The sequence below is a fragment of the Leucobacter sp. cx-42 genome, assembly GCF_014529985.1.
In the GTDB taxonomy this organism is placed as follows: Bacteria; Actinomycetota; Actinomycetes; order Actinomycetales; family Microbacteriaceae; genus Leucobacter.
In genome coordinates this window covers 146,960-165,146 of record NZ_JACVMU010000005.1, presented here as the reverse complement: position 1 = coordinate 165,146, position 18,187 = coordinate 146,960, and the positions used below count along the sequence as shown (strand labels likewise).

The 18,187-nt window shown below is 63.9% G+C and carries 14 protein-coding genes; 8 read left to right on the top strand and 6 right to left on the bottom strand.

Annotation, left to right across the window (positions count from 1 at the left end; translation table 11 throughout):
• Positions 1-873 precede the first annotated feature (873 nt).
• Positions 874-1,200: a hypothetical protein gene (locus tag ICM05_RS05955; protein WP_188023665.1), complete on the top strand. Its 327-nt coding sequence runs from the start codon at positions 874-876 to the stop codon at positions 1,198-1,200.
• A gap of 193 nt (positions 1,201-1,393) precedes the next feature.
• Here ICM05_RS05955 and ICM05_RS05950 read toward each other — a convergent pair whose 3' ends face one another.
• The 5 genes from ICM05_RS05950 to ICM05_RS05930 form a co-directional block, all read right to left on the bottom strand.
• Positions 1,394-2,395: a cation diffusion facilitator family transporter gene (locus ICM05_RS05950; RefSeq protein WP_188023664.1), complete on the bottom strand. Its 1,002-nt coding sequence runs from the start codon at positions 2,393-2,395 to the stop codon at positions 1,394-1,396.
• Positions 2,395-4,614 carry a cation-translocating P-type ATPase gene (locus tag ICM05_RS05945; RefSeq protein WP_188023677.1) on the bottom strand — a complete coding sequence of 740 codons (2,220 nt, stop codon included), beginning with the start codon at positions 4,612-4,614 and terminating at the stop codon, positions 2,395-2,397. Before ICM05_RS05945 ends, ICM05_RS05950 begins: the two co-directional genes overlap by 1 nt.
• Before the next feature lie 160 nt (positions 4,615-4,774).
• Positions 4,775-4,984 (bottom strand): heavy-metal-associated domain-containing protein, encoded by a 210-nt coding sequence (locus ICM05_RS05940; protein ID WP_188023663.1) that lies wholly within the window; start codon positions 4,982-4,984, stop codon positions 4,775-4,777.
• Positions 4,985-5,029: 45 nt separating this feature from the next.
• Complete coding sequence (locus tag ICM05_RS05935; protein WP_188023662.1) at positions 5,030-6,352, bottom strand: YibE/F family protein; 1,323 nt, start codon at positions 6,350-6,352, stop codon at positions 5,030-5,032.
• A gap of 23 nt (positions 6,353-6,375) precedes the next feature.
• Positions 6,376-7,773: an amidase gene (locus tag ICM05_RS05930; RefSeq protein WP_188023661.1), complete on the bottom strand. Its 1,398-nt coding sequence runs from the start codon at positions 7,771-7,773 to the stop codon at positions 6,376-6,378.
• Positions 7,774-7,873: 100 nt separating this feature from the next.
• Here ICM05_RS05930 and ICM05_RS05925 point away from each other — a divergent pair, with 100 nt between their 5' ends.
• The 7 genes from ICM05_RS05925 to ICM05_RS05895 all read left to right on the top strand — a co-directional run bounded on the left by ICM05_RS05925 (position 7,874) and on the right by ICM05_RS05895 (position 14,367).
• Complete coding sequence (locus ICM05_RS05925) at positions 7,874-9,061, top strand: metal ABC transporter substrate-binding protein (RefSeq protein ID WP_188023660.1); 1,188 nt, start codon at positions 7,874-7,876, stop codon at positions 9,059-9,061.
• Between the two features lie 5 nt (positions 9,062-9,066).
• The gene (locus tag ICM05_RS05920; RefSeq protein WP_353055832.1) at positions 9,067-9,870 is read left to right on the top strand and encodes an ABC transporter ATP-binding protein; all 804 of its coding nucleotides are present in this window, start codon (positions 9,067-9,069) and stop codon (positions 9,868-9,870) included.
• Positions 9,870-10,760: a metal ABC transporter permease gene (locus ICM05_RS05915; RefSeq protein ID WP_188023676.1), complete on the top strand. Its 891-nt coding sequence runs from the start codon at positions 9,870-9,872 to the stop codon at positions 10,758-10,760. Before ICM05_RS05920 ends, ICM05_RS05915 begins: the two co-directional genes overlap by 1 nt.
• Positions 10,757-11,635 carry a metal ABC transporter permease gene (locus tag ICM05_RS05910; protein WP_188023658.1) on the top strand — a complete coding sequence of 293 codons (879 nt, stop codon included), beginning with the start codon at positions 10,757-10,759 and terminating at the stop codon, positions 11,633-11,635. The genes ICM05_RS05915 and ICM05_RS05910 overlap by 4 nt, the downstream gene beginning before the upstream one ends.
• A complete protein-coding gene (locus tag ICM05_RS05905) occupies positions 11,628-12,113 on the top strand; it encodes a Fur family transcriptional regulator (RefSeq protein WP_188023657.1) in 486 nt (161 codons plus the stop codon). Before ICM05_RS05910 ends, ICM05_RS05905 begins: the two co-directional genes overlap by 8 nt.
• 61 nt (positions 12,114-12,174) lie before the next feature.
• Positions 12,175-12,621 (top strand): MarR family winged helix-turn-helix transcriptional regulator, encoded by a 447-nt coding sequence (locus ICM05_RS05900; protein ID WP_215401750.1) that lies wholly within the window; start codon positions 12,175-12,177, stop codon positions 12,619-12,621.
• A 213-nt stretch (positions 12,622-12,834) separates the two neighbouring features.
• A complete protein-coding gene (locus ICM05_RS05895) occupies positions 12,835-14,367 on the top strand; it encodes an MATE family efflux transporter (protein ID WP_188023656.1) in 1,533 nt (510 codons plus the stop codon).
• A gap of 132 nt (positions 14,368-14,499) precedes the next feature.
• Here the strand turns inward: ICM05_RS05895 and ICM05_RS05890 are convergent, their stop codons facing one another.
• Complete coding sequence (locus ICM05_RS05890; RefSeq protein WP_353055831.1) at positions 14,500-18,171, bottom strand: efflux RND transporter permease subunit; 3,672 nt, start codon at positions 18,169-18,171, stop codon at positions 14,500-14,502.
• Positions 18,172-18,187: the final 16 nt, after the last annotated feature.

Sequence of the window (18,187 nt, the reverse complement as noted above, 5' to 3'; positions counted from 1 at the left end):
TCGGTTTCCCGTTGATGAGAAGGGTGAGTGCGTGGGCGCGAATGGTGAGTGGGTAGTGGCGCATGAGAGGGTGAGTGCTTCCTGTCCTGGTTATGGACAGGTGTTGCACTCACCCTCTGAAACCGCCTAGTTTCTGGCGTATGAAAGGGCCCTTTTCGTGTGAACGGGCCGGTTTCGCGGGGTTGGCCGTTGGCCGGGGACAGTGTCGAGGACTCTGCCTCCACGGTCGAGTACGTGGTGCGCAGAAAGCCAGTCACCGGGCCCCTTCACCTTGTGCGCGACTTGAAATGCGCCTGAACTGAGGGAAAATGATTGCCCAGTCTGCTGGCCGTTCAAGCCGCCGCAAGAGCGGTCTGATCAGGCGTTGAAAGGGCAACCGTCTATCCCGTGGCAGGTCAGTGCGTACGCTGCCGCCGTCCTAGGTTTAAGTCCCGTTGTGGGTCCATGGGCGCAGTGGGAATCTTTGCAAGGGGGGGTAAAGCGTAAGCAACAGAAAGGCAGGGCGCAGACCATGCGCAGAATAACCCCATTGGTTACAGCCGCCATCATTGCGGTGTGTTGCTCCATAACAAGCGTCACGCCCGCCAATGCGGCATCAGCGATGACAGCACCACGCGAACAGAGATCAAGCGAAGTTTTCGCCAGGAACAGTGCTGAAAGCTTCAAACTTAGGAGTGCCCCTGCGGTAGATGTAGCACGCAACGTTTCACCAGTTTTCGTTACCTGCAGGGCGAGGAAGGTCAACGGGTGCCAGGTGGCTACTGGGGCCTTAGGGCTTGCTCACGGAGCGCTATGGGGGCTTGCACTAGGCGGACCAGCTGGCGCCGCGGCAGGAGTAGGCGTAGGCGCATTTTGGTGGGCGGTAGGCACACAATGCTAAACGAAGAAGAACAGCAGGTAAGTCCGGAAAAAGTTGACTCTGGCCGAGGCCTCCAAACGCAGGGTGTGCTTCTCATTATCTCTGCCTCGACAGCGATCATTTCATGGGGGCATTTCTTCCTCAACATGGTTGTTGACACGGGAATTGCCTCAAACGTGTTCATTGGAATGCTGTCAGTCGGACTATTTTCCTCCGTGTATTTGTTTGAAAAATTACGAGCCCGACTTCGACGCCGCACGTTCCTTCTGGGCTTCCTAGTAGCGGGAAACTTCGGAGCAACGGTGCTATTGCAAGCTCTTGCGATCCGCGCGTTTGGGTGACATGGCACACGGCTGAAGCGCCCTGGCAGATGTGATTGCGTGGTTGGGCGCGGCGCCAGACCCCAACTACGCGAAACGGGCCCTTTCTGCCGAAACTCCTAATTTCTGGCGTATGAAAGGGCCCGTTTCGGGTGAGACTGCCAGTTTCGCGGGGTTGAGCGCGGAAGCAGCGGACTGCGCGCGGGGGTGAGTGCTACTTATGCAGCCCAATCCCCTTCACCGCGTGCGACTCTGGCTCGAGCTGCAGCGTTGAGTGGTTCAGATCGAAGTGCGTGATGAGGCACGCCTTCAGCTCGTCGAGCACCGCGTGGTAGCCGCGCTCATTCCAGGCCCCGTCTTCGACGGTCACGTGCGCTGAGAATGCGGGGACGCCCGAGGTGATGGTCCACGCGTGAACATCGTGCACCATTGCGACACCGGGCACGGCCTCCATGTGTGTGCGTACCTCTTCGACGGAAAGGCCCTTTGGCGTTGCCTCAAGCAGTACGCGCACGACATCCTTCAGCAGGCTGTATGCGCGCGGCAGGATCATGAGGGCAATCGCGATCGAAGCGATCCAGTCAATCGGCGTCCAGCCGGTGAAGAGAATCACGAGGCCGGCAATGATGACGGCAATCGAGCCGAGGAGGTCACCGAGCACCTCAAGGTACGCGCCGCGCACGTTGAGGCTTTCCTTCTGGCCCGCCTGCAGTACGAGCAGACTCACCAGGTTGGCCACCGCGCCGAGTATGGCGGCGATGAGCATCGGGGTGGCATGCACCTCTGGGGCATCGCCGATGCGAGCGATGGCCTGCACGAAGATGACGACAGCAATCACGCCGAGCACGATGCCGTTGATGAGTGCCGCAAGGATCTCGACGCGAAGCAACCCGAACGTGCGCTTCGAGGTCGCGGGGAGCGTGGCGATCAGCGACGCAATGAGCGCGATGAGCACGCCCGTCGCGTCGGTGAGCATGTGGCCCGCATCAGCGAGCAGCGCGAGCGAGTTCGAGATGAGGGCGCCAACGACCTGCGCGATGAAGACCACGAGCGTGATGGCCAGTACGATGATGAGCCGCTTGCGGTGTTTACCGGTGGCGGTCTGGGCGCTTACGCCGTGATCGTGGCCCCCGCCGCCCTCGTCCTCGTGGACGGGCGCGGCGGGATGCCCCGCGCTGAAAACTGCGTCACAGTACTGGTCATCACGCTCGGTCATTACTTGCTCATTTCCTTAAAGCGACGAAGGCGAAGCGAGTTACCCACAACAAACACACTCGAGAAAGCCATCGCGGCGCCAGCAATCATGGGGTTCAGGAGTCCAAGCGCTGCCAGCGGAATCGCTGCCACGTTGTACGCGAACGCCCAGAACAGGTTGCCCTTGATGGTACGAAGTGTACTTCGCGAGAGGCGGATCGCGTCAGCCGCGCTGCGAAGATCACCACGGACGAGCGTGATGTCTGCCGCTTCGATCGCAGCGTCGGTTCCGGTGCCCATCGCGAGACCGAGATCGGCCTGCGAGAGCGCGGGCGCATCGTTCACACCGTCACCGACCATCGCGACAACCTTGCCGGCTGCCTGCAACTGCTGGATGACCGCGACCTTGTCGCCGGGGAGTACCTCGGCTTCGACGCGTTCGATGCCAACCTCGCGTGCGACCTGAGCCGCAACCGAGTGATTGTCACCCGTCAGCAGCACCGGCTCAAGGCCGAGTTTGCGGAAGTTGCGGATCGCCTCAGCGCTCGTCGGCTTCACCGTATCGGCAACCGCAGCGACACCGCGGGGGATTCCGCCCCACGAGATGATGGCCGCAGTCTTGCCCTCGGATTCGAGGCGGGCAAGCTCTGCGCGAGCGGGATCTGCCAGCTCGGGAGACATTCCCGAAATGGAATGCTTGCCGATCAGGACAGTGATGCCCTCGATCGTGCCCTCGACGCCCTTGCCTGCGGTGTTCGCGAAGCCGGTGACAAGCGGCAGATCCGCCGCGGTCATGCCGAGCTCTTCGAGTGCGCCGCGGGCGATTGCGCGAGCGATGGGGTGTTCCGAAGCGCCCTCTACAGCGGCGACGTAGCGGAGGAGGGTGGCGCGGTCGTGATCCGCGCCCTGGATCGAATCGAGGGAGACGAGGTCAGTGAGCGCCATTTCACCGGTGGTGACGGTGCCGGTCTTGTCGAGCACGATGGTGTCGACGCGACGGGTCTGCTCGAGGATCTCGGGACCCTTGATGAGGATGCCGAGCTGAGCTCCGCGGCCAGTGCCAACCAGGAGAGCCGTGGGAGTTGCCAGGCCAAGGGCGCACGGGCACGCAATGATGAGGACGGCGACGGCGGCGGTGAAGGCATCAGCAACGCTGAAGCCGAGAAGCAGCCAGGTCACGAGCGTGCCAAGGGCAATGAGGATCACGATCGGTACGAAGATGCCAGAGATACGGTCAGCCAGGCGCTGCACGTCGGCCTTGCCGGACTGTGCGTCCTCGACCATCTTGGCCATCTGCGCAAGCTGGGTGTCCGAACCAACGCGGGTTGCCTCGACCACAATGCGACCGCTCGTGGAGACCGTGCCCCCGGCGACGACGGTGCCGCTAGATGCCTCTACGGGAATGGATTCACCGGTGAGCATGGACGCGTCGATCGCGCTGTGTCCCTCGACGATGCGACCGTCGGTGGCGATCTTCTCGCCGGGGCGCACCACGAACTGGTCGCCAACTTTCAGCTCTTCAACGGGAATGCGGGTCTCAGCGCCGTCACGCAGCACAGAGACTTCCTTCGCGCCCAGCTCGAGGAGTGCGCGAAGAGCTGCGCCAGCCTGGCGCTTGGACTTCTTCTCAAAGTAACGGCCCGCAAGCAGGAACATCGTGACGCCAGCTGCGGCCTCAAGGTAAATGTTGCCTGCGCCGTCGCTGTGCTGCAGCGAGAAGTCGAAGCCGTGGGTCATACCGGGCATGCCGGCGTGACCGAAGAACAGCGCGTAGAGCGACCACAGGAACGCCGCTCCCGTGCCAACAGACACGAGGGTGTCCATGGTGACGGCGCCGTGGCGCAGGTTCGTCCAGGCGGCCTTGTGGAACGGCCAGCCAGCCCACACGACTACGGGTGCCGCGAGCGCGAGTGACAGCCACTGCCAGTATTCGAACTGGAGCGCAGGGATCATCGCCATTGCGATGACGGGGACCGAGAGCCAGATCGAGCCGATCAGGCGCTGGCGAAGGGCAGTGAGCTCGGGATCTGCCGCAGGCTCGTCGTCGGTTTGCGCCTCGGGGGATTTCGGCAGCTTGGCCGAGTACCCCGCTGCTTCAACGGTTTCGATGAGCACCTGCGGATCCATGCCCGCTGGGGCATGCACCGTGGCGCGTTCGAGGGCGTAGTTCACCGTTGCTTCGACGTTGTCGAGTTTGTTGAGCTTCTTCTCGATGCGGTTGGCGCACGAGGAGCAGGTCATTCCACCGAGTTCGAGCTGGATGAAGTTTGGCTGGGCGGTTGCCACGATGCTTCCTTTCTTGCTGTCTGGTGCGCTCAGGCGGAGCCGGTCGACAGTGGGCGCGGATCGCGAGTGCGAATCGGCGCCCAGCGCGTGCGGCCGCGTGAGCTGAGGGCGAGGGCTACGCGCGAACTGCGGTGTAGCCAGCCTCGTCAACCGCAGCGATGATTGCTGCATCGTCGAGGGGCTGCTCTGAAGTGACTGCAAGCAGGCCAGTCTTTGCGCTGACCTCGAGCGAGATCACGCCAGCTACCTGCTCAACTTCTTCACGGGTGTGGTTCTCGCAATTGCCGCAGGTCATGCCGGTCACGTTGTACGTAGTGGTAATCATGCGTCCAGAGTATACCCCCCTAGGGTATCGCGCAAGTGTGAATTTTTAGGGCTGCGCATGTGCGCGCGGTGGGGCGGTGCTGGCGTGATCCGCGCCCGGCTTGGTGAACCAGATCGCACAGAGGGTCGTAACCGGCATCGACAGGACGAGGCCGGTGGCTCCCACGAGTGTGCGAATGACTTCCTGACCCAGTTGCTCGGAGGTGACGAGCTCGATGAGGTCTTTCGGGAACGCGTAGATGAGCAGGAGGACGACGAGCATCGATCCGGCATAGGCGAAGACGAGTGTGTAGATGCTCGAGGCAATGTGATCGCGCCCGACCCGCATTGCTGACGCATAAATGCGGCGGCGTGAGAGGTGTGGGTTAAGTGCACGCATCTCCCAGACAACGGAGGCCTGGGACACCGTGATGTCATTGAGCACGCCAAGCCCGGCAATGACGATTGTTGCCGTCAGGATGTCATTCATCTGAATACCCGGCACTGAGATGGACAGACTCGATTCCTCAGTAGTGGAGATGCCAGTGAATCGCAGCCAGCGCGTGACCATAGCTCCCGCGACCGCGGTGAACACGATGCCAAAGATCGAGCCGAAAAGAGCCGCGGTCGTGCGGTGAGAGAACCCGTGGGCGAGGTACAGCACGATGATCATGATGTCGAGGGAGCCGACGATGGCGACGAGCACAGGGGAGTGGCCCGCGAGAATTGCCGGCAGGATGAACATGACGAGCAACGCGACGGCCGCGCCGACGCCGATGAGCGCCAGTCCGCCGCGAACCCGGCCCACCAGTACGACGACGAGCACGAACAAGATGGCGACGGCGAGCATTTTGCCGCCGCGCGGGTAGTCATAGAACGAGTAATTCGTGACGGTCTCGCCGTCAACGACATAGTCATGGGCGATGAGGCGCACCGCGTCTCCGACGGCTACGGGGCGGCTTTTGGCGCGTTCAGCATCCATGAAGAACGCGACTGGCTTACCGACGGGAAGGTGCGCGCGCACGCTCAGGCAGTCGGTGGCTGTGGGGGCTTCGGCGTTCGGCTGCTGATTGCTGCTCTGCGGGTTCGCCTGGCCGTCCTGGCTGGCTTGGTCCGCGGCCTGGCCACCGGTCTGGTCGCCGGCCTGGAGCTGCGGTTGCACGCAGGCCACGGCTTCGACGTGTGTGACGCGCGCATCGACCACCTCGCCACTTGCCACAGACCCTGATTCTTGCCGCGGCACGTCTTCCTTCGCGGGCCACAGGGCGACTGTGGCCACAATTGTCGCGATGAAGATCATCAGGACGATGCCAGCAAGTGTCGCGGATCGACGCGTTGGCTTCCGGAGCGGGAAGATCGACGGTCGGTCTTCGCGGTGGTGGTAGTGCATGCGACGAGCTGCCTTTCGGGTGATTACGTGCTGATGAGCTGCTCTGCGAGCTGCAGGAGGCCAGCCTCTGAACCTGCGCGACCGATGAGCTGGACGCCCATGCTCATGCCATCAGCGGTTCGCATGATGGGAACCGCGATCGCGGGAAGCCCAGCAACGTTGACCATCGACGTGTAGGGGGCCCACTGGCACTGCAGTTCGTAGTCAGCGTCAGGGGAGAGGCGTGTGAAGGCGTCGATGGCAGGTGCCGTCATCGCCAGGCCTGGGGTGAGTACGAAGTCGGTCAGCCCCCACTGCGCGCGCATGTGCTGCGCGTGGGAGTGGAGGTGCGTTGCGGCCGCGCGATGAGTGGCCTCGCCGCGCGCCAGCGCGCGTTCGCGGAAGACCCTGGTGAGTGGCATGAGCAGCGACGTTTCCTCAGGTGTGAAGTCGAGCAGGGAGAGGCCCGCCGTCCATACCTTGCCGAAGGTCTCGGCGTAGTCGCCGTAGCTGAACGAGGTCTCTTCGAGATGGTGCCCGAGGGTGCCGAGTTTGCGCACGGCGATGTCGAGCGCCTGCCTGGCCTCGCTCGAGAGGGAAATGTCGTACGTGTCGGCGAAGGGTGAGGTGGTGCTGATGCCGATCCGCGCCCCTGTGAGATCGCCAGCCCGGTGCACGGCGAGGCTCCAGGAGTTCGGTGCTGTTGCACGTGAAACGCCTCGCATGGCATCACCGAGCAGGGCAGCGTCGGTGGGGGTATGCGCGAGCGGCCCTGAGACGGTGAGCTGTGGCGCGCCAAATTCATCGCGTGGACCGTTCGCAAGGTCAGTGGGCATCGTACCAAGTCCGGGTTTGAGGCCGATGAGTCCGCAGGCAAGGGCGGGGATGCGGATCGATCCACCGCCATCGCTCCCTGGTGCGAAAGGGAGGAGGCCGGCTGTGACCGCGGCAGCGGATCCGCCACTCGAACCACCCGGTGTGCGGGTTGGATCGAGCGGATTGCGGGCCGGGGGAGCTATGCGGTTCTCGGAATATGCGGTGAGTCCGTATTCCGGAACTTGAGTCTTGCCGAGGGAGATCGTGCCGGCCGCTCGCAGGGCGGCGACGCCGGGGGAGTCAATGCGCGAGGGGGTGAGGGGGATGCTCGTCGCGCTGCCGCGGGTCGTGGGCGAGCCAATGACGGCGGTGAGGTCTTTGTGTGCCACCGGGACGCCGTGCAGGATTGGGAGTGCCGTGCGCTCCTCGCGGGTGAGCGCAGCCCGGCGGGTGTCTGCCTCGTGGGCGGCATCGATGGCGCGCTCTGCGGAAACCGATACGAAGGCGCCGAGGCCTGCGTGGGTTTCGATCTGCGCAAGGAAGTGTTCTGCGGTTTCGCGGGCGGTGATCTCACCCGCGCGGAGGGCGGCGGTGAGCTCGGATGCTGAGTCGGGAAGCGCGGACATGACACCAGCATATGAGCACCTTGTTGCGAATGGGTATCAATAAGGGTTAGAGTTGGCGCATTGCTAGAACGAGAATCGTTCTCAATTAGGAAGACACGTTATGCGTCACCATTCACTGACCAAGCGAACACAGATGCTCGGGGCCACTGGAATCGCGCTTGCCGCGACACTGTTGCTCACATCCTGCGGTACCAATGCTGCAGATGCTGAGCACGACAAGCTGAAAGTCGTCGCTACCACGACGCAACTCACCGACTTCGCCACCCAGGTTGGTGGAAACGATGCGGAAGTGACGGGGCTGCTCCCTGCTGGCGGATCCGCGCATCACTTCGATCCCACCCCCGCAGACCTGCTTGCCCTCGGGCAGGCCGATGTGCTCGTGGTGAACGGTGCAAACCTCGAGTCCTTCTTGGACAGTGCGGTTGAGGCATCAGGATTCGACGGCGTGGTCATCACCGCGGCCGATGGCATTGATCTCGCGGAGGCAAAGCGCATCACGGCCGAGGGTGAGGACGAGGCCAGCGGGATCGCTGCTGCGGCCGCTGCTGAGGCTGATGAGCATGATCATGACCATGACCATGACCACGACCACGCCGACGATCACGACCACGATCACGTCGACGAGGCGAATCACGATCACGCTGAGCACGCAGACGAGGCCGCAGGTGAAACCGCGACTGATCACGACGGTCATGACCACGGTGACACCAACCCGCACCTGTGGACCGCCCCGCGCTACGCGGAGGGGATGGTGTCTGAGATCGCAGACGGTTTCGCACAGGCGGATCCCGAGCATGCTGCGAACTACACGAAGCGCGGTGCAGAATACATCGCAACGCTCACCGAACTCGACAGGTGGGCTGCTGGGCAGTTCGCCGCTGTTCCCGAAGCCGACCGCGTCCTCGTGAGTGGGCACGATTCGCTTCGCTACTTCCTGCACGACTACGAGATCGGGTTCGCCGGTGCGATCCTGCCCTCGTTTGAAGATAACGCCGAGCCGAGTGCGGCCCAGATTGACGCACTCGTTGAACAGATTCACGCACGTGGCGTACAGGCCATCTTTGTGGAGTCCTCAATGAGTCCGAAGCTTGCAAAAACCATCGCCCGCGAGGCGAACGTCACGGTCGTCGACGACACCGCGCTCTACGCCGATTCACTTGGCGCTGCAGGCTCCGGGGCAGAGAGCTACGTCGGGGCAACCGTACACAACACACGAGCAATTATTGAGGCCTGGGGTGGCAGTGTGACTGATCCGCCCGCCGCAGTAGACGCCGCAATGGAGGGATGAACCTCGTGACAAACAATCAGGCAACCGCCGCAATTTCGCTCGACCGCGCAGCGTTCGGGTACGCGGGTCGCGCCCGGGTGCACGACCTCACCCTTGATGTGCCTGAGGGGGCGGCGGTTGCACTGATCGGACCGAACGGCTCAGGAAAATCCACACTGCTTCGTGGACTCCTTGGCCTTTCTGATCTGACGGGAGGCACCGTGCATGTGCTCGGCAAGCTTCCCGCCGCGGCTCGTCGCGACATCGGCGTGCTTCCGCAGTCGGATGCACGCGATACGAGCTTGCCGCTCACGCTGCGGCAGGTCGTTGCGATGGGCCTGTATCGCCAGGCCGGAGCCTTTGGCCGCATTGGGCGTGCGGGCCGCGAGGCAATCGATACCTCGATTGCTCACGTTGGCTTGGCCGATCACGCCGGCCGGCTCTTCGGCGAACTCTCTGGCGGGCAGCAGCAGCGAGGTATTCTTGCCCGAGCGCTGGTGTCGCAGCCGCGCTTGCTGCTGCTCGATGAGCCGTTCAATGGCCTCGACCGCGAGAATCGTGACGTGCTGCTCGAGCTGGTGCGCGCGCAGCGCGAGGAGGGGCGCACAGTCATCGTGTCGACCCACGACCTCGAGATCGCCCGTGAGGCGTGCACGCACGTGCTGCTCCTCGCCTCGGGACACGTGCCGGGGGAGCCGGGGCATCCGGCGGCCTTTGGCCCGCTTGATGAGGCGCTCACGCTCGATGCCGTCAAGCATGCGTTCCATGAAGTCACCGTTGAGATTGATGAGCACACCGTGACAACGACCCACGAAGTGGATACCCCGTGATGGTATCCCTGGTGGCGGCCGTAGGCCTCGACTACTCAGTGCTCGACGCGTTCTCCATGCCGTTCATGAGCCGTTCCCTCATTGCCGTAATTGCGATCTCTGTCGCAGCAGGCATCGTGGGGCTGTTCGTGAGCTTCCGCGAGATGGAATTCGTGACCGACGGCCTCGTGCATGCGGTGTTCCCCGGCCTGGTCGCCGGTTTTCTGCTTGGCGGATCCGCCGGCATCCTGCCGGGCGCAGCAGTCGCCGCACTCGGCGCGGCAGTGCTGTTCACCCTCACTGACCGACGCGGTGGATCAGACGCTGGCGTAGCGGTGGTGCTCACCGGTCTCTTCAGCCTGGGAGTGGTGCTGATCTCGCGCGGGGGGAGTTACGTTTCGCAGTTGCAGGACCTGCTCTTTGGCCGCATCCTCATGGTGACGAGCGACGTTCTCTGGCAGATCATCATCGTTGCCGTTGTTGCTGCTGCGATCGTGCTCGTGAGTCGTCGCGCGCAGCTCATGCGTGCGTTCGACCCTGTCGGTGCCGAGTCGGCGGGTTTCCGACCGTTTGCGACGGACCTTGCTTTGAATATCGCGGTCGCCCTGACCGTGGTGGCTGGTGTGCAGGCGCTGGGCGTGCTCATGGTCATCGCCGTGCTGGTCGTGCCAATGGCGGTCGCTCGTCTGCTGACTCAGCGCCTGGGGCTCCTCGTGCCGCTGGCGGTCTTGGTGTCGCTCCTGGCAGGCGTGCTCGGGCTGTGGTTCTCATTTGACTGGTCGGTGCGTGCGGGGGCTTCAGCCTCGCCCGGTGCACTGATCGTCCTCATGCTTATTGCGGCATACATTGTTGCACTGGTGGTGCGCGGCATCGCACCTCGGAATGCACGAAACGGGAGGAGCCACGCATGAGTTACTTCACGCTCGCGGCCATTGAGCTTTCGCTGCTGGGCCTCCTGGCAGGTGTCGCCGGAACACTCGTGGTGCTGCGCCGCCGCTCATTCTTTGCGGTCGCGCTCAGTCACGCGACGTTCCCCGGTGGTGTGGTGTTCGCCCTCGCTGGCTGGAACCTACTCATCGGGCAGGCGCTCTTCGCGGCGGTGCTCGTTGCGATCATGGGGCTCCTCGCGAAGGTGCCCGGTCAGGGTTCGCAGGTCTCCAGTGGCGTCGTGCTGGCCTTCGGGTTCGCTCTCGGCACGCTGCTCACGGGCCTCAACCCTGGGCTTGGGGTGCCGGTCGAGGCGCTGCTGGTTGGGTCGCCGCTTGGCGTCGCGCCCGCTGATGTCATCGCGACTGGTGTCGTGCTGGTCCTGTCCGTGATGGTTGTGTGGCTCTTCCGGCGCCGTATCTTGTTCCAGACCTTCGACCCCGCTGGCTACACTGCTGCTGGATTCTCCACCGCATCGGTCGAGCTCGTGGTGACGAGCGTCATTGCCGCCGCGGTGGTTGTGGCCATGCCTGCCGTGGGTGCGATTCTGGGCGTTGCAATCCTGATTGCCCCTGCAGCAGCGGCGCGGATCATCGCCCCCACCATCACCTGGGTGCCGCCCATTGCGGCAGCCCTTGGCGTAGCAACCGGGCTTCTCGGACTCTGGGTGTCACGCGAGTTCGATCTCGCCGCTGGTGGCGCGGTCGGGCTGGTGGCGACTGCGGTCTACGTTGCTGCGCTTGCGGGGCGGGCAATGGTGCGCTCTGCACGAAGTGCGCGGCTTCGCACCCGAGACGGCGCACGTTTGGGTACGGTGGAACCGCAGACCGAATGTGGAGGTGATGGTCAGCATGCCTGATCAGCAAGTGGGCCAGCCCAAGAACGCTCACGCGGCGCACGCGCTCCGGGGCTCGCGGGCGGAGCAGGCGACAGCGCAGCCAAAGGTGAAGCGCAATACTTGGCAGCGCGAGGCGGTGCGCGCTGCGCTCGTCGAGCACCGCGGCTTTGTAAGTGCTCGCGAGCTGCACGAACGCCTGTGTGGGCAGGGATCCACGATTGGTCTCGCGACGGTATACCGTGCGGTCTCTGACCTGGCCGAGTCGGGGGAGGCTGACGTTATCGTCTCACCCGATGGGGAGAACATCTTCCGCTTCTGCGGCACGCACCATCACCATCACCACCTCATTTGCCGCTCCTGTGGCGCCACCCGTGAGCTTGAGGCCTCGGTCGTTGAAGACTGGGCTCGCACCGTTGGCGCCGAGCACGGGTTTGCCGAGATTGACCACGTCGTCGATCTCTTCGGCCTGTGCGAGAAGTGTCAGGTGGCCCGAGGCTAGCTCTGGGCGCCAGTAGCCGCCTCGCTTGACAGTTAGAACTCAAATGGTTAGGGTTCTAATCATGAGCACGGAAGCTCCACCGATGAAGACCAGCCTCGACCTCATGCGTTGGGTCGGCTGGGCTCAAATGCGCGCCTTCCAAGAGTGGATCAGCGCGCGGGGTATCACCCCCGAACAGGGGTTCGTCTTGGGATATCTCAACGACCATCCGGGCGCGATCCAGCGGGACATCGCCAAAGTCAGCCGCACCACACCCGCGAGCGTGACGAGCCTCCTGCAGGGACTCGAACGCCGCGAGCTCATTTCCCGTGAACAGGACCCCGAGAACGCACGCAGCAAACGGGTCTACATCACGCCGGCCGGCGCCGAACTCATTAGCGGGTTCGACGAGGCCACAGCGCAGATGTCTGAAGACATCCTTTCTGCGCTGACCGCCGCGGAGCGCGACCAGCTCCACAGCCTCATGCTCAAACTCACGGCCCCGCTGCCGACCCCCACGCGCGACTAGCGCACCGGCCAGGCCACCTCGCCTCCTGCAGGGGCGGATCGCGACCACGCGATACCGCTCGCTTGAGCGCGCCGTAAAACTCCCGCACGCTACTCGGATCCGTTCGCCAACGGTCGCCCGCACGTAGGCTGCGCTGTCTCATTCTTTGGGAAGTGCACCTGTGCTGCCCGCGATCGCCATGGCCGGTGCTTGGCGTGCCCGAAAGGACTCCTCATGAACCCCACAGCGACAAACTCCGGCACTGCAGTGGCGTCGCCTGCGCCAACCTCGCTGGCCCCAGCCCCAGCACCAGCCCCAGCCCCCGCGCCTGCGCCCAAGTCGAACCGCTGGTACCTCTCATCGGCACCAGTGCTCGTTGCGGTGCTGCATCTCGCGCTTCCGCTTGCGGCTGCGTTCGTCGTGAACGCACTGCACAACGTCATCAACGCCGGATTCCTCGGCGCTCAAAACGATCTCACCCTCATCGCGGCCGTCACCTTCGGAACTCCGGTGCTCGGCCTCACCATGGCTATCGGCAGCCTGTTTGGTGTTGGCGGCGGAGCCCTCGTCTCGCGTCTCCTCGGCGCCTCAGAGAAGCAGGGTGGGGCTGCCGGATCCGCCGATTCCGTCATCACCCTCGGTAACGATCTGCGGAACGCCAGTTCGTTCTCCTTCTGGGGAGCGGCCGGCACCGGCCTGATCGTGGGCGTGATTGGACTGCTCCTCATCAACCCGCTCGTCGCGGGCCTCGGGGCGACCGGCTCTGCGGTTGCCCCGACCGCGATCTATGTTGGCGTGCTCCTCGCGTTCCTGCCAATCATCACCGCGGCCCAGTCGCTCGAACAGCTCGTTCGCGCCGAGGGCGCAGCCCGCGTCGCGATGCTCGGACTCATGATCATGACCGGTACGACGCTCGTGCTGGACGCGGTGTTCATCCTGGTGTTCCACTGGGGCGTTGCTGGTGTTGCCGTTTCAATGGGCATCGCGAACCTCGTGGCTATTGGGTACTGGGCGCTGTGGATCCGCCGATCCGCGCCTTCGATCTCGCTCTCACCGCGCTGGTTCACGCTCGCGCGCAAGACCACCGGACCCGTGCTCTCGATCGGCGCGGGCGTGCTCCTGCAGTCGGCCTTCATGATCGTGACGAGCCTACTGTTCAACAATCTCGCGGCGCCGTACGGATCTGACCCACTCGCGGCTATGGGAGTGGCATTGCGGATCGCGCAGGTGCCCGAGTTCCTCATCCTTGGCATTTCGATGGGCGTCATGCCGCTGCTCGCGTACGCCTACGGTCGTGGCGACGGCGAACGTCTGCGCAAGGCGATGCGGGTTTCGCTGCTGCTCGCCGTCGGTCTTGGCGTCGTGTTTACTGGGGTGTTCCTGCTGTTCCGCGCACCGCTGCTGCACATTTTCCTCGGTGATCCGTCACTGCTTGCGCTCGGCTCAACTATCATTTTGGCCCAGCTGATCGCGATGATTGCCAACTCTGCCAGCGGGCTTATCATCACCTATTTCCAGGCAACCGGACGCGCACTGCCCAGCATCATCATGTCGAGCGCACAGGGTGTGCTGTTCATTCCAGTGGTGGTCGTCGCGAACATCATCTATGGCCTGCCCGGCCTCATCTGGGCGCTGACTGCGGCTGAAATTGCCGTGCTCGTTACGGGCGTTGTGATGTGGCTTGGTACTCGCCGTGCGATTGCTCGGGGCCTCGCAGAAGGGTCCGAGGAGCGCGCTGAGGCCGCGCTCGAAGAGCAGGCAGCCTAGGGCGGCCCTGCCCCGCCCCGGCACAAACTGCCCCAGCTGTTTGCCCTCGTCTGCAAAAAGACCGTGGGTAAGACGAATTTCGCGAAAAACGTCTTACCCACGGTCTTTTTCCATACCTACGGTAAATCGGGCCTAGCGGTCGGCCGCCTCGGAGCTCTCAAGCTCCTCGTGACCCACGGGGGCTTCGCCCGCAGCACGGAACGCCGCAACGCGGCGCGCCTCAACAATGCCCCGTGCCCGCTTGCGCGCGCGACGCAGTCGCTTCCGCTCGTGGCGGCGCTCGACGAGCGTGTACAGCACCGGCACCAGGATCAGCGTGAGCAGCGTAGACGAGATCAGGCCGCCAATCACAACAATTGCGAGCGGCTTCGAGATGAAGACGCCGCCACCGGTGAGGCCGAGAGACATCGGGATGAGCGCGAAGATCGTTGCCGCCGCAGTCATGAGGATCGGACGCAGACGCAGGCGGGTGCCGTGCTCGACGGCGTCTGCCAGGGACTCGCCGCCCTCGCGCAGGCGACCGATGAGGTCGAGCAGCACGATGGCGTTCGTGACCACGATGCCGATGAGCATGAGCAGGCCGATGAGCGCGGGAAGGCCGAGCGCGGTGCCGGTGATGAGCAGGCTGAGAATGGCGCCAGTCGCCGCGAACGGAACCGATACGAGCAGAATCATCGGCCCGCGGAAGCTCCTGAACGTCGCAATCATCACCACGAGCACCAGCGCGATCGCAGCGAGCATCGCTGCGCCGAGCTGCCCGAACGCCTCGTCCTGCTCGGCGGTCACGCCACCGAGTTCGAACGTCACGCCGGAGGGCAGCTGGGTCTTCTCAATCGCCGCGGTCACTGCCGCATTTGCGGCGTCGAGGCCGCCAGCCTTTGGCGTCACACTCAGGGTGACCTGGCGCTCGCCGCCGGCACGGGTGATCGAGGGCGCGGTGAGCACCTCTTCGACCGTCGCGATTGCGCTGAGCGGAATAGCGGTACCGCGCACCTTCGCAGCCGCCTCCTGTTCGTCCTGGGCTGCCTTCGCGTCGGATTCTGCCTGCGCCGCCTGCTCGCGCGCTTCGTACAGGCCCTCGATCTGCGCGTCGAGGCCGGCAATGCCGCCCTGTGCGCCTGCGATCGCTTCCTGGAGCGCGGCAATCTGCTGCTGTCGTTCTTCCTGCGCGCGCTGCGCGGCCTGCTCGTCAGGGGTCTGCGGCTTGCCTGGCACGATCGGAGTCTTCGAGAGCTGCGCAAGCTGCGCGTTCAGCTCCGAGAGCTGCGCGTTGAGCTGGCTGCGCTGATCCGCCGCATCACTGATCTGCTGCGAAAGTTGATTCGCCGCGGTCGCGCGGGCATCATCGGCCTCGGCCTCTGCCTTTTTCTGCAGTGCCTCGGCAGCGATCTTCTGCGCCTCAGCCGTCTGCTGTGGGGTGACAGGGAGCAAGATTTCACCGAGCTTTTCGGCGGATCGCGCAGTCCCAGGAGTACGCAGCAGAATCGAGCGATCCTGGCCCTCGAACATGAGCTGACCGATGGTCTCGCCCTCGAGCGCGTTCGAGATCGCGGCGGCAACCGACGTGCGGTCGAAGCCGAGGCGCGCAGCCTTGATCTCGTCGAGCGTGACCTTCATGACGGGCTGTTCACCCTGCAGTTCGCTGCGGACTGACTTGACGCCGTCGCTCTCCTTGAGCTTCTCCTCAAGCAGGTCGCTTGCCTTGCGCAGCGCCTCGGGATCCTTGCCACTGATCTGCAGCGAGATATCACTGCCGCCGGCGCCTGCCATGAATGCATCGTTGGTTTCTTGGCGGATCTCGCCAGCACCCTTGAGCTTCTGCATACGCTCGTCGACGGCTTCACCGGTCTTCTCGGCGTCTACGCCCTCCTTGAGCATGAGGGTGTACGAGATGGAGGTCGGCAACCCCGGGGTGCTGCCGCCGAGGGAAACGCTTGTGACGACGTCCTGCACGCCGGACACCTTGAGAAGTGCTTGTTCGACGGGCTCAGCAGCCTTGATGAGCTGCGCGGCGTCACCAGACTCGGGTGGTGTCTGGGTGACCTGCAGAGTTTCCTGGCCGGAGGAACCGAGGAAGTCAGTCTGCACGAACGGCAACATTGCGAACGTCGCCACAAGAATAAGCACTGAAGCGGTGAGTGTCAGTGCGGGACGGCGCCTGGTTGCGTTGAGCGCGGGCATGATGGCCCGCTGCAGGCGATCCGTCTCAGAGGCGACCTCATCGGCCTCTGAAAGTACATCGTTTGCGGGGGTGCTGGGATCCGCGCCCTCGCCAGTGACTGCCGCGGTCTGCGCCGAGGCACGGTTCTTCGTGCCGCGCATGAACCAGTAGGCGAGCACGGGCACGATCGTGAGCGCGACGAGCAGCGAGGCGAGCAGCGCAATGGTCACCGTGATCGCGAATGGCCGGAACAGCTGGCCAGCGATGCCAGACACCAGCGCGATCGGGAGGAACACCGCGACGGTCGTGAGCGTCGAAGCGGTGATGGCTCCCGCCACCTGACGCGTCGAGGCGACGACGCCTTCGACGGTGAGGGGGCCGGATCCGCGGCGACGGCTGATGTTCTCAATTACCACGATCGAATCATCGACCACGCGGCCGATCGCGATCGTGAGCGCTGCAAGCGTCAGAATGTTGAGTGTGTTGTCGCTCACCCACAGGCCAATGAGCGTGATGAGGAGCGACAGCGGAATCGACACCGCAGCGATGAGGGTCGAACGCCACGATCCGAGGAACGCGAGAATCACCAGAATCGCGAAGAGGAGGCCGAGGCCGCCCTCAACCGACAGATCGTGGATCGACTGCTCAATGTACGGAGCCTGATCAAACAGCGCGACGAACTCGGCCTTCACCGTCGGTGCGAGGCGGTCGAGCTCGGCGTTGACGCCCTTGGAGATCTCAACCACGTTCGCGCCCTGCGCGGGGTACACCTCGAGGTTCACGGAGGGCTTGCCGTTCACGCGTGCGATCGACGTGACGGGCTCGGCCTCGAGCTTGACGTCGGCGATCGCTGACAGCTGGATGACGCCGTCCTCGGTCGTGAGGGGGAGACCCTTGATCTGGTCGAGCGTGGTGAGCTTGTCGCCAACCGTGACCGAGATGGTGCCTGACTCGGACTCCGCCTCGCCCGCGGGCATTGCGGCGCCCTGCGTGGCAAGCACGGCCTGAATCTGGCTGGTTTCAACCTTGTGCTTCGCGACGTCTGCGGGGCGGAGATCGATGACGATTCGCTCCTGCTGGCCACCGCTGAGATCCACGCGCTGCACGCCGCTCACGGCGGCGAGGGCCGGAACGACCTGGCTGTTCAGGCGATCGACGAATGCTGAGGCGTCTGCCTCGTCTGCCTCGTCTGCTGCGCCTGCGGCTTTGTCACCCGCGCTGAGCATGAGGGCGGGCATCGAATCTGAGCCGCCAGAGAAGACCTGAACGTTGGCGTCCTTTGGCAGGCCAGGCTTGACCGCGTCAATTGCACCGCGGATCGCGCGCAGCGTCTCGTCGTCACCCTCCTTGAACGACCACTCGGCGCTGATGCTGGTCGAACCGCTTGACGTTGTCGATGTGACTTTGGTGACGCCCGGCACGGCAGAGATTGCCTGCTCGAGCGGCTCCGTAACGGCCTGCGACATCTCCTCGGGCGCAAGACCCTTGGAATCTGCCATGACATAGGCGGCGGGTACCTGCATAGATGGCATGAGCTCTTGCTTGAGAGAGGTCATGGATACGAGACCCATGACCGCCACAGCAAGAGTAATCAAGCCGACGAGGAGACGGTTTTTCAAACTGGCGCGAGTGAGGAATGACACCAGACAATACTCCCAA

Bases quoted from the DNA above. Each gene is read 5' to 3' on its own strand.
- ICM05_RS05955 (WP_188023665.1), top strand. From the start codon at position 874: ATGCTAAACGAAGAAGAACAGCAGGTAAGTCCGGAAAAAGTTGACTCT.
- ICM05_RS05950 (WP_188023664.1), bottom strand. From the start codon at position 2,395: ATGACCGAGCGTGATGACCAGTACTGTGACGCAGTTTTCAGCGCGGGG.
- ICM05_RS05945 (WP_188023677.1), bottom strand. From the start codon at position 4,614: ATGACCTGCTCCTCGTGCGCCAACCGCATCGAGAAGAAGCTCAACAAA.
- ICM05_RS05940 (WP_188023663.1), bottom strand. From the start codon at position 4,984: ATGATTACCACTACGTACAACGTGACCGGCATGACCTGCGGCAATTGC.
- ICM05_RS05935 (WP_188023662.1), bottom strand. From the start codon at position 6,352: ATGCACTACCACCACCGCGAAGACCGACCGTCGATCTTCCCGCTCCGG.
- ICM05_RS05930 (WP_188023661.1), bottom strand. From the start codon at position 7,773: ATGTCCGCGCTTCCCGACTCAGCATCCGAGCTCACCGCCGCCCTCCGC.
- ICM05_RS05925 (WP_188023660.1), top strand. From the start codon at position 7,874: ATGCGTCACCATTCACTGACCAAGCGAACACAGATGCTCGGGGCCACT.
- ICM05_RS05915 (WP_188023676.1), top strand. From the start codon at position 9,870: ATGGTATCCCTGGTGGCGGCCGTAGGCCTCGACTACTCAGTGCTCGAC.
- ICM05_RS05910 (WP_188023658.1), top strand. From the start codon at position 10,757: ATGAGTTACTTCACGCTCGCGGCCATTGAGCTTTCGCTGCTGGGCCTC.
- ICM05_RS05905 (WP_188023657.1), top strand. From the start codon at position 11,628: ATGCCTGATCAGCAAGTGGGCCAGCCCAAGAACGCTCACGCGGCGCAC.
- ICM05_RS05900 (WP_215401750.1), top strand. From the start codon at position 12,175: ATGAGCACGGAAGCTCCACCGATGAAGACCAGCCTCGACCTCATGCGT.
- ICM05_RS05895 (WP_188023656.1), top strand. From the start codon at position 12,835: ATGAACCCCACAGCGACAAACTCCGGCACTGCAGTGGCGTCGCCTGCG.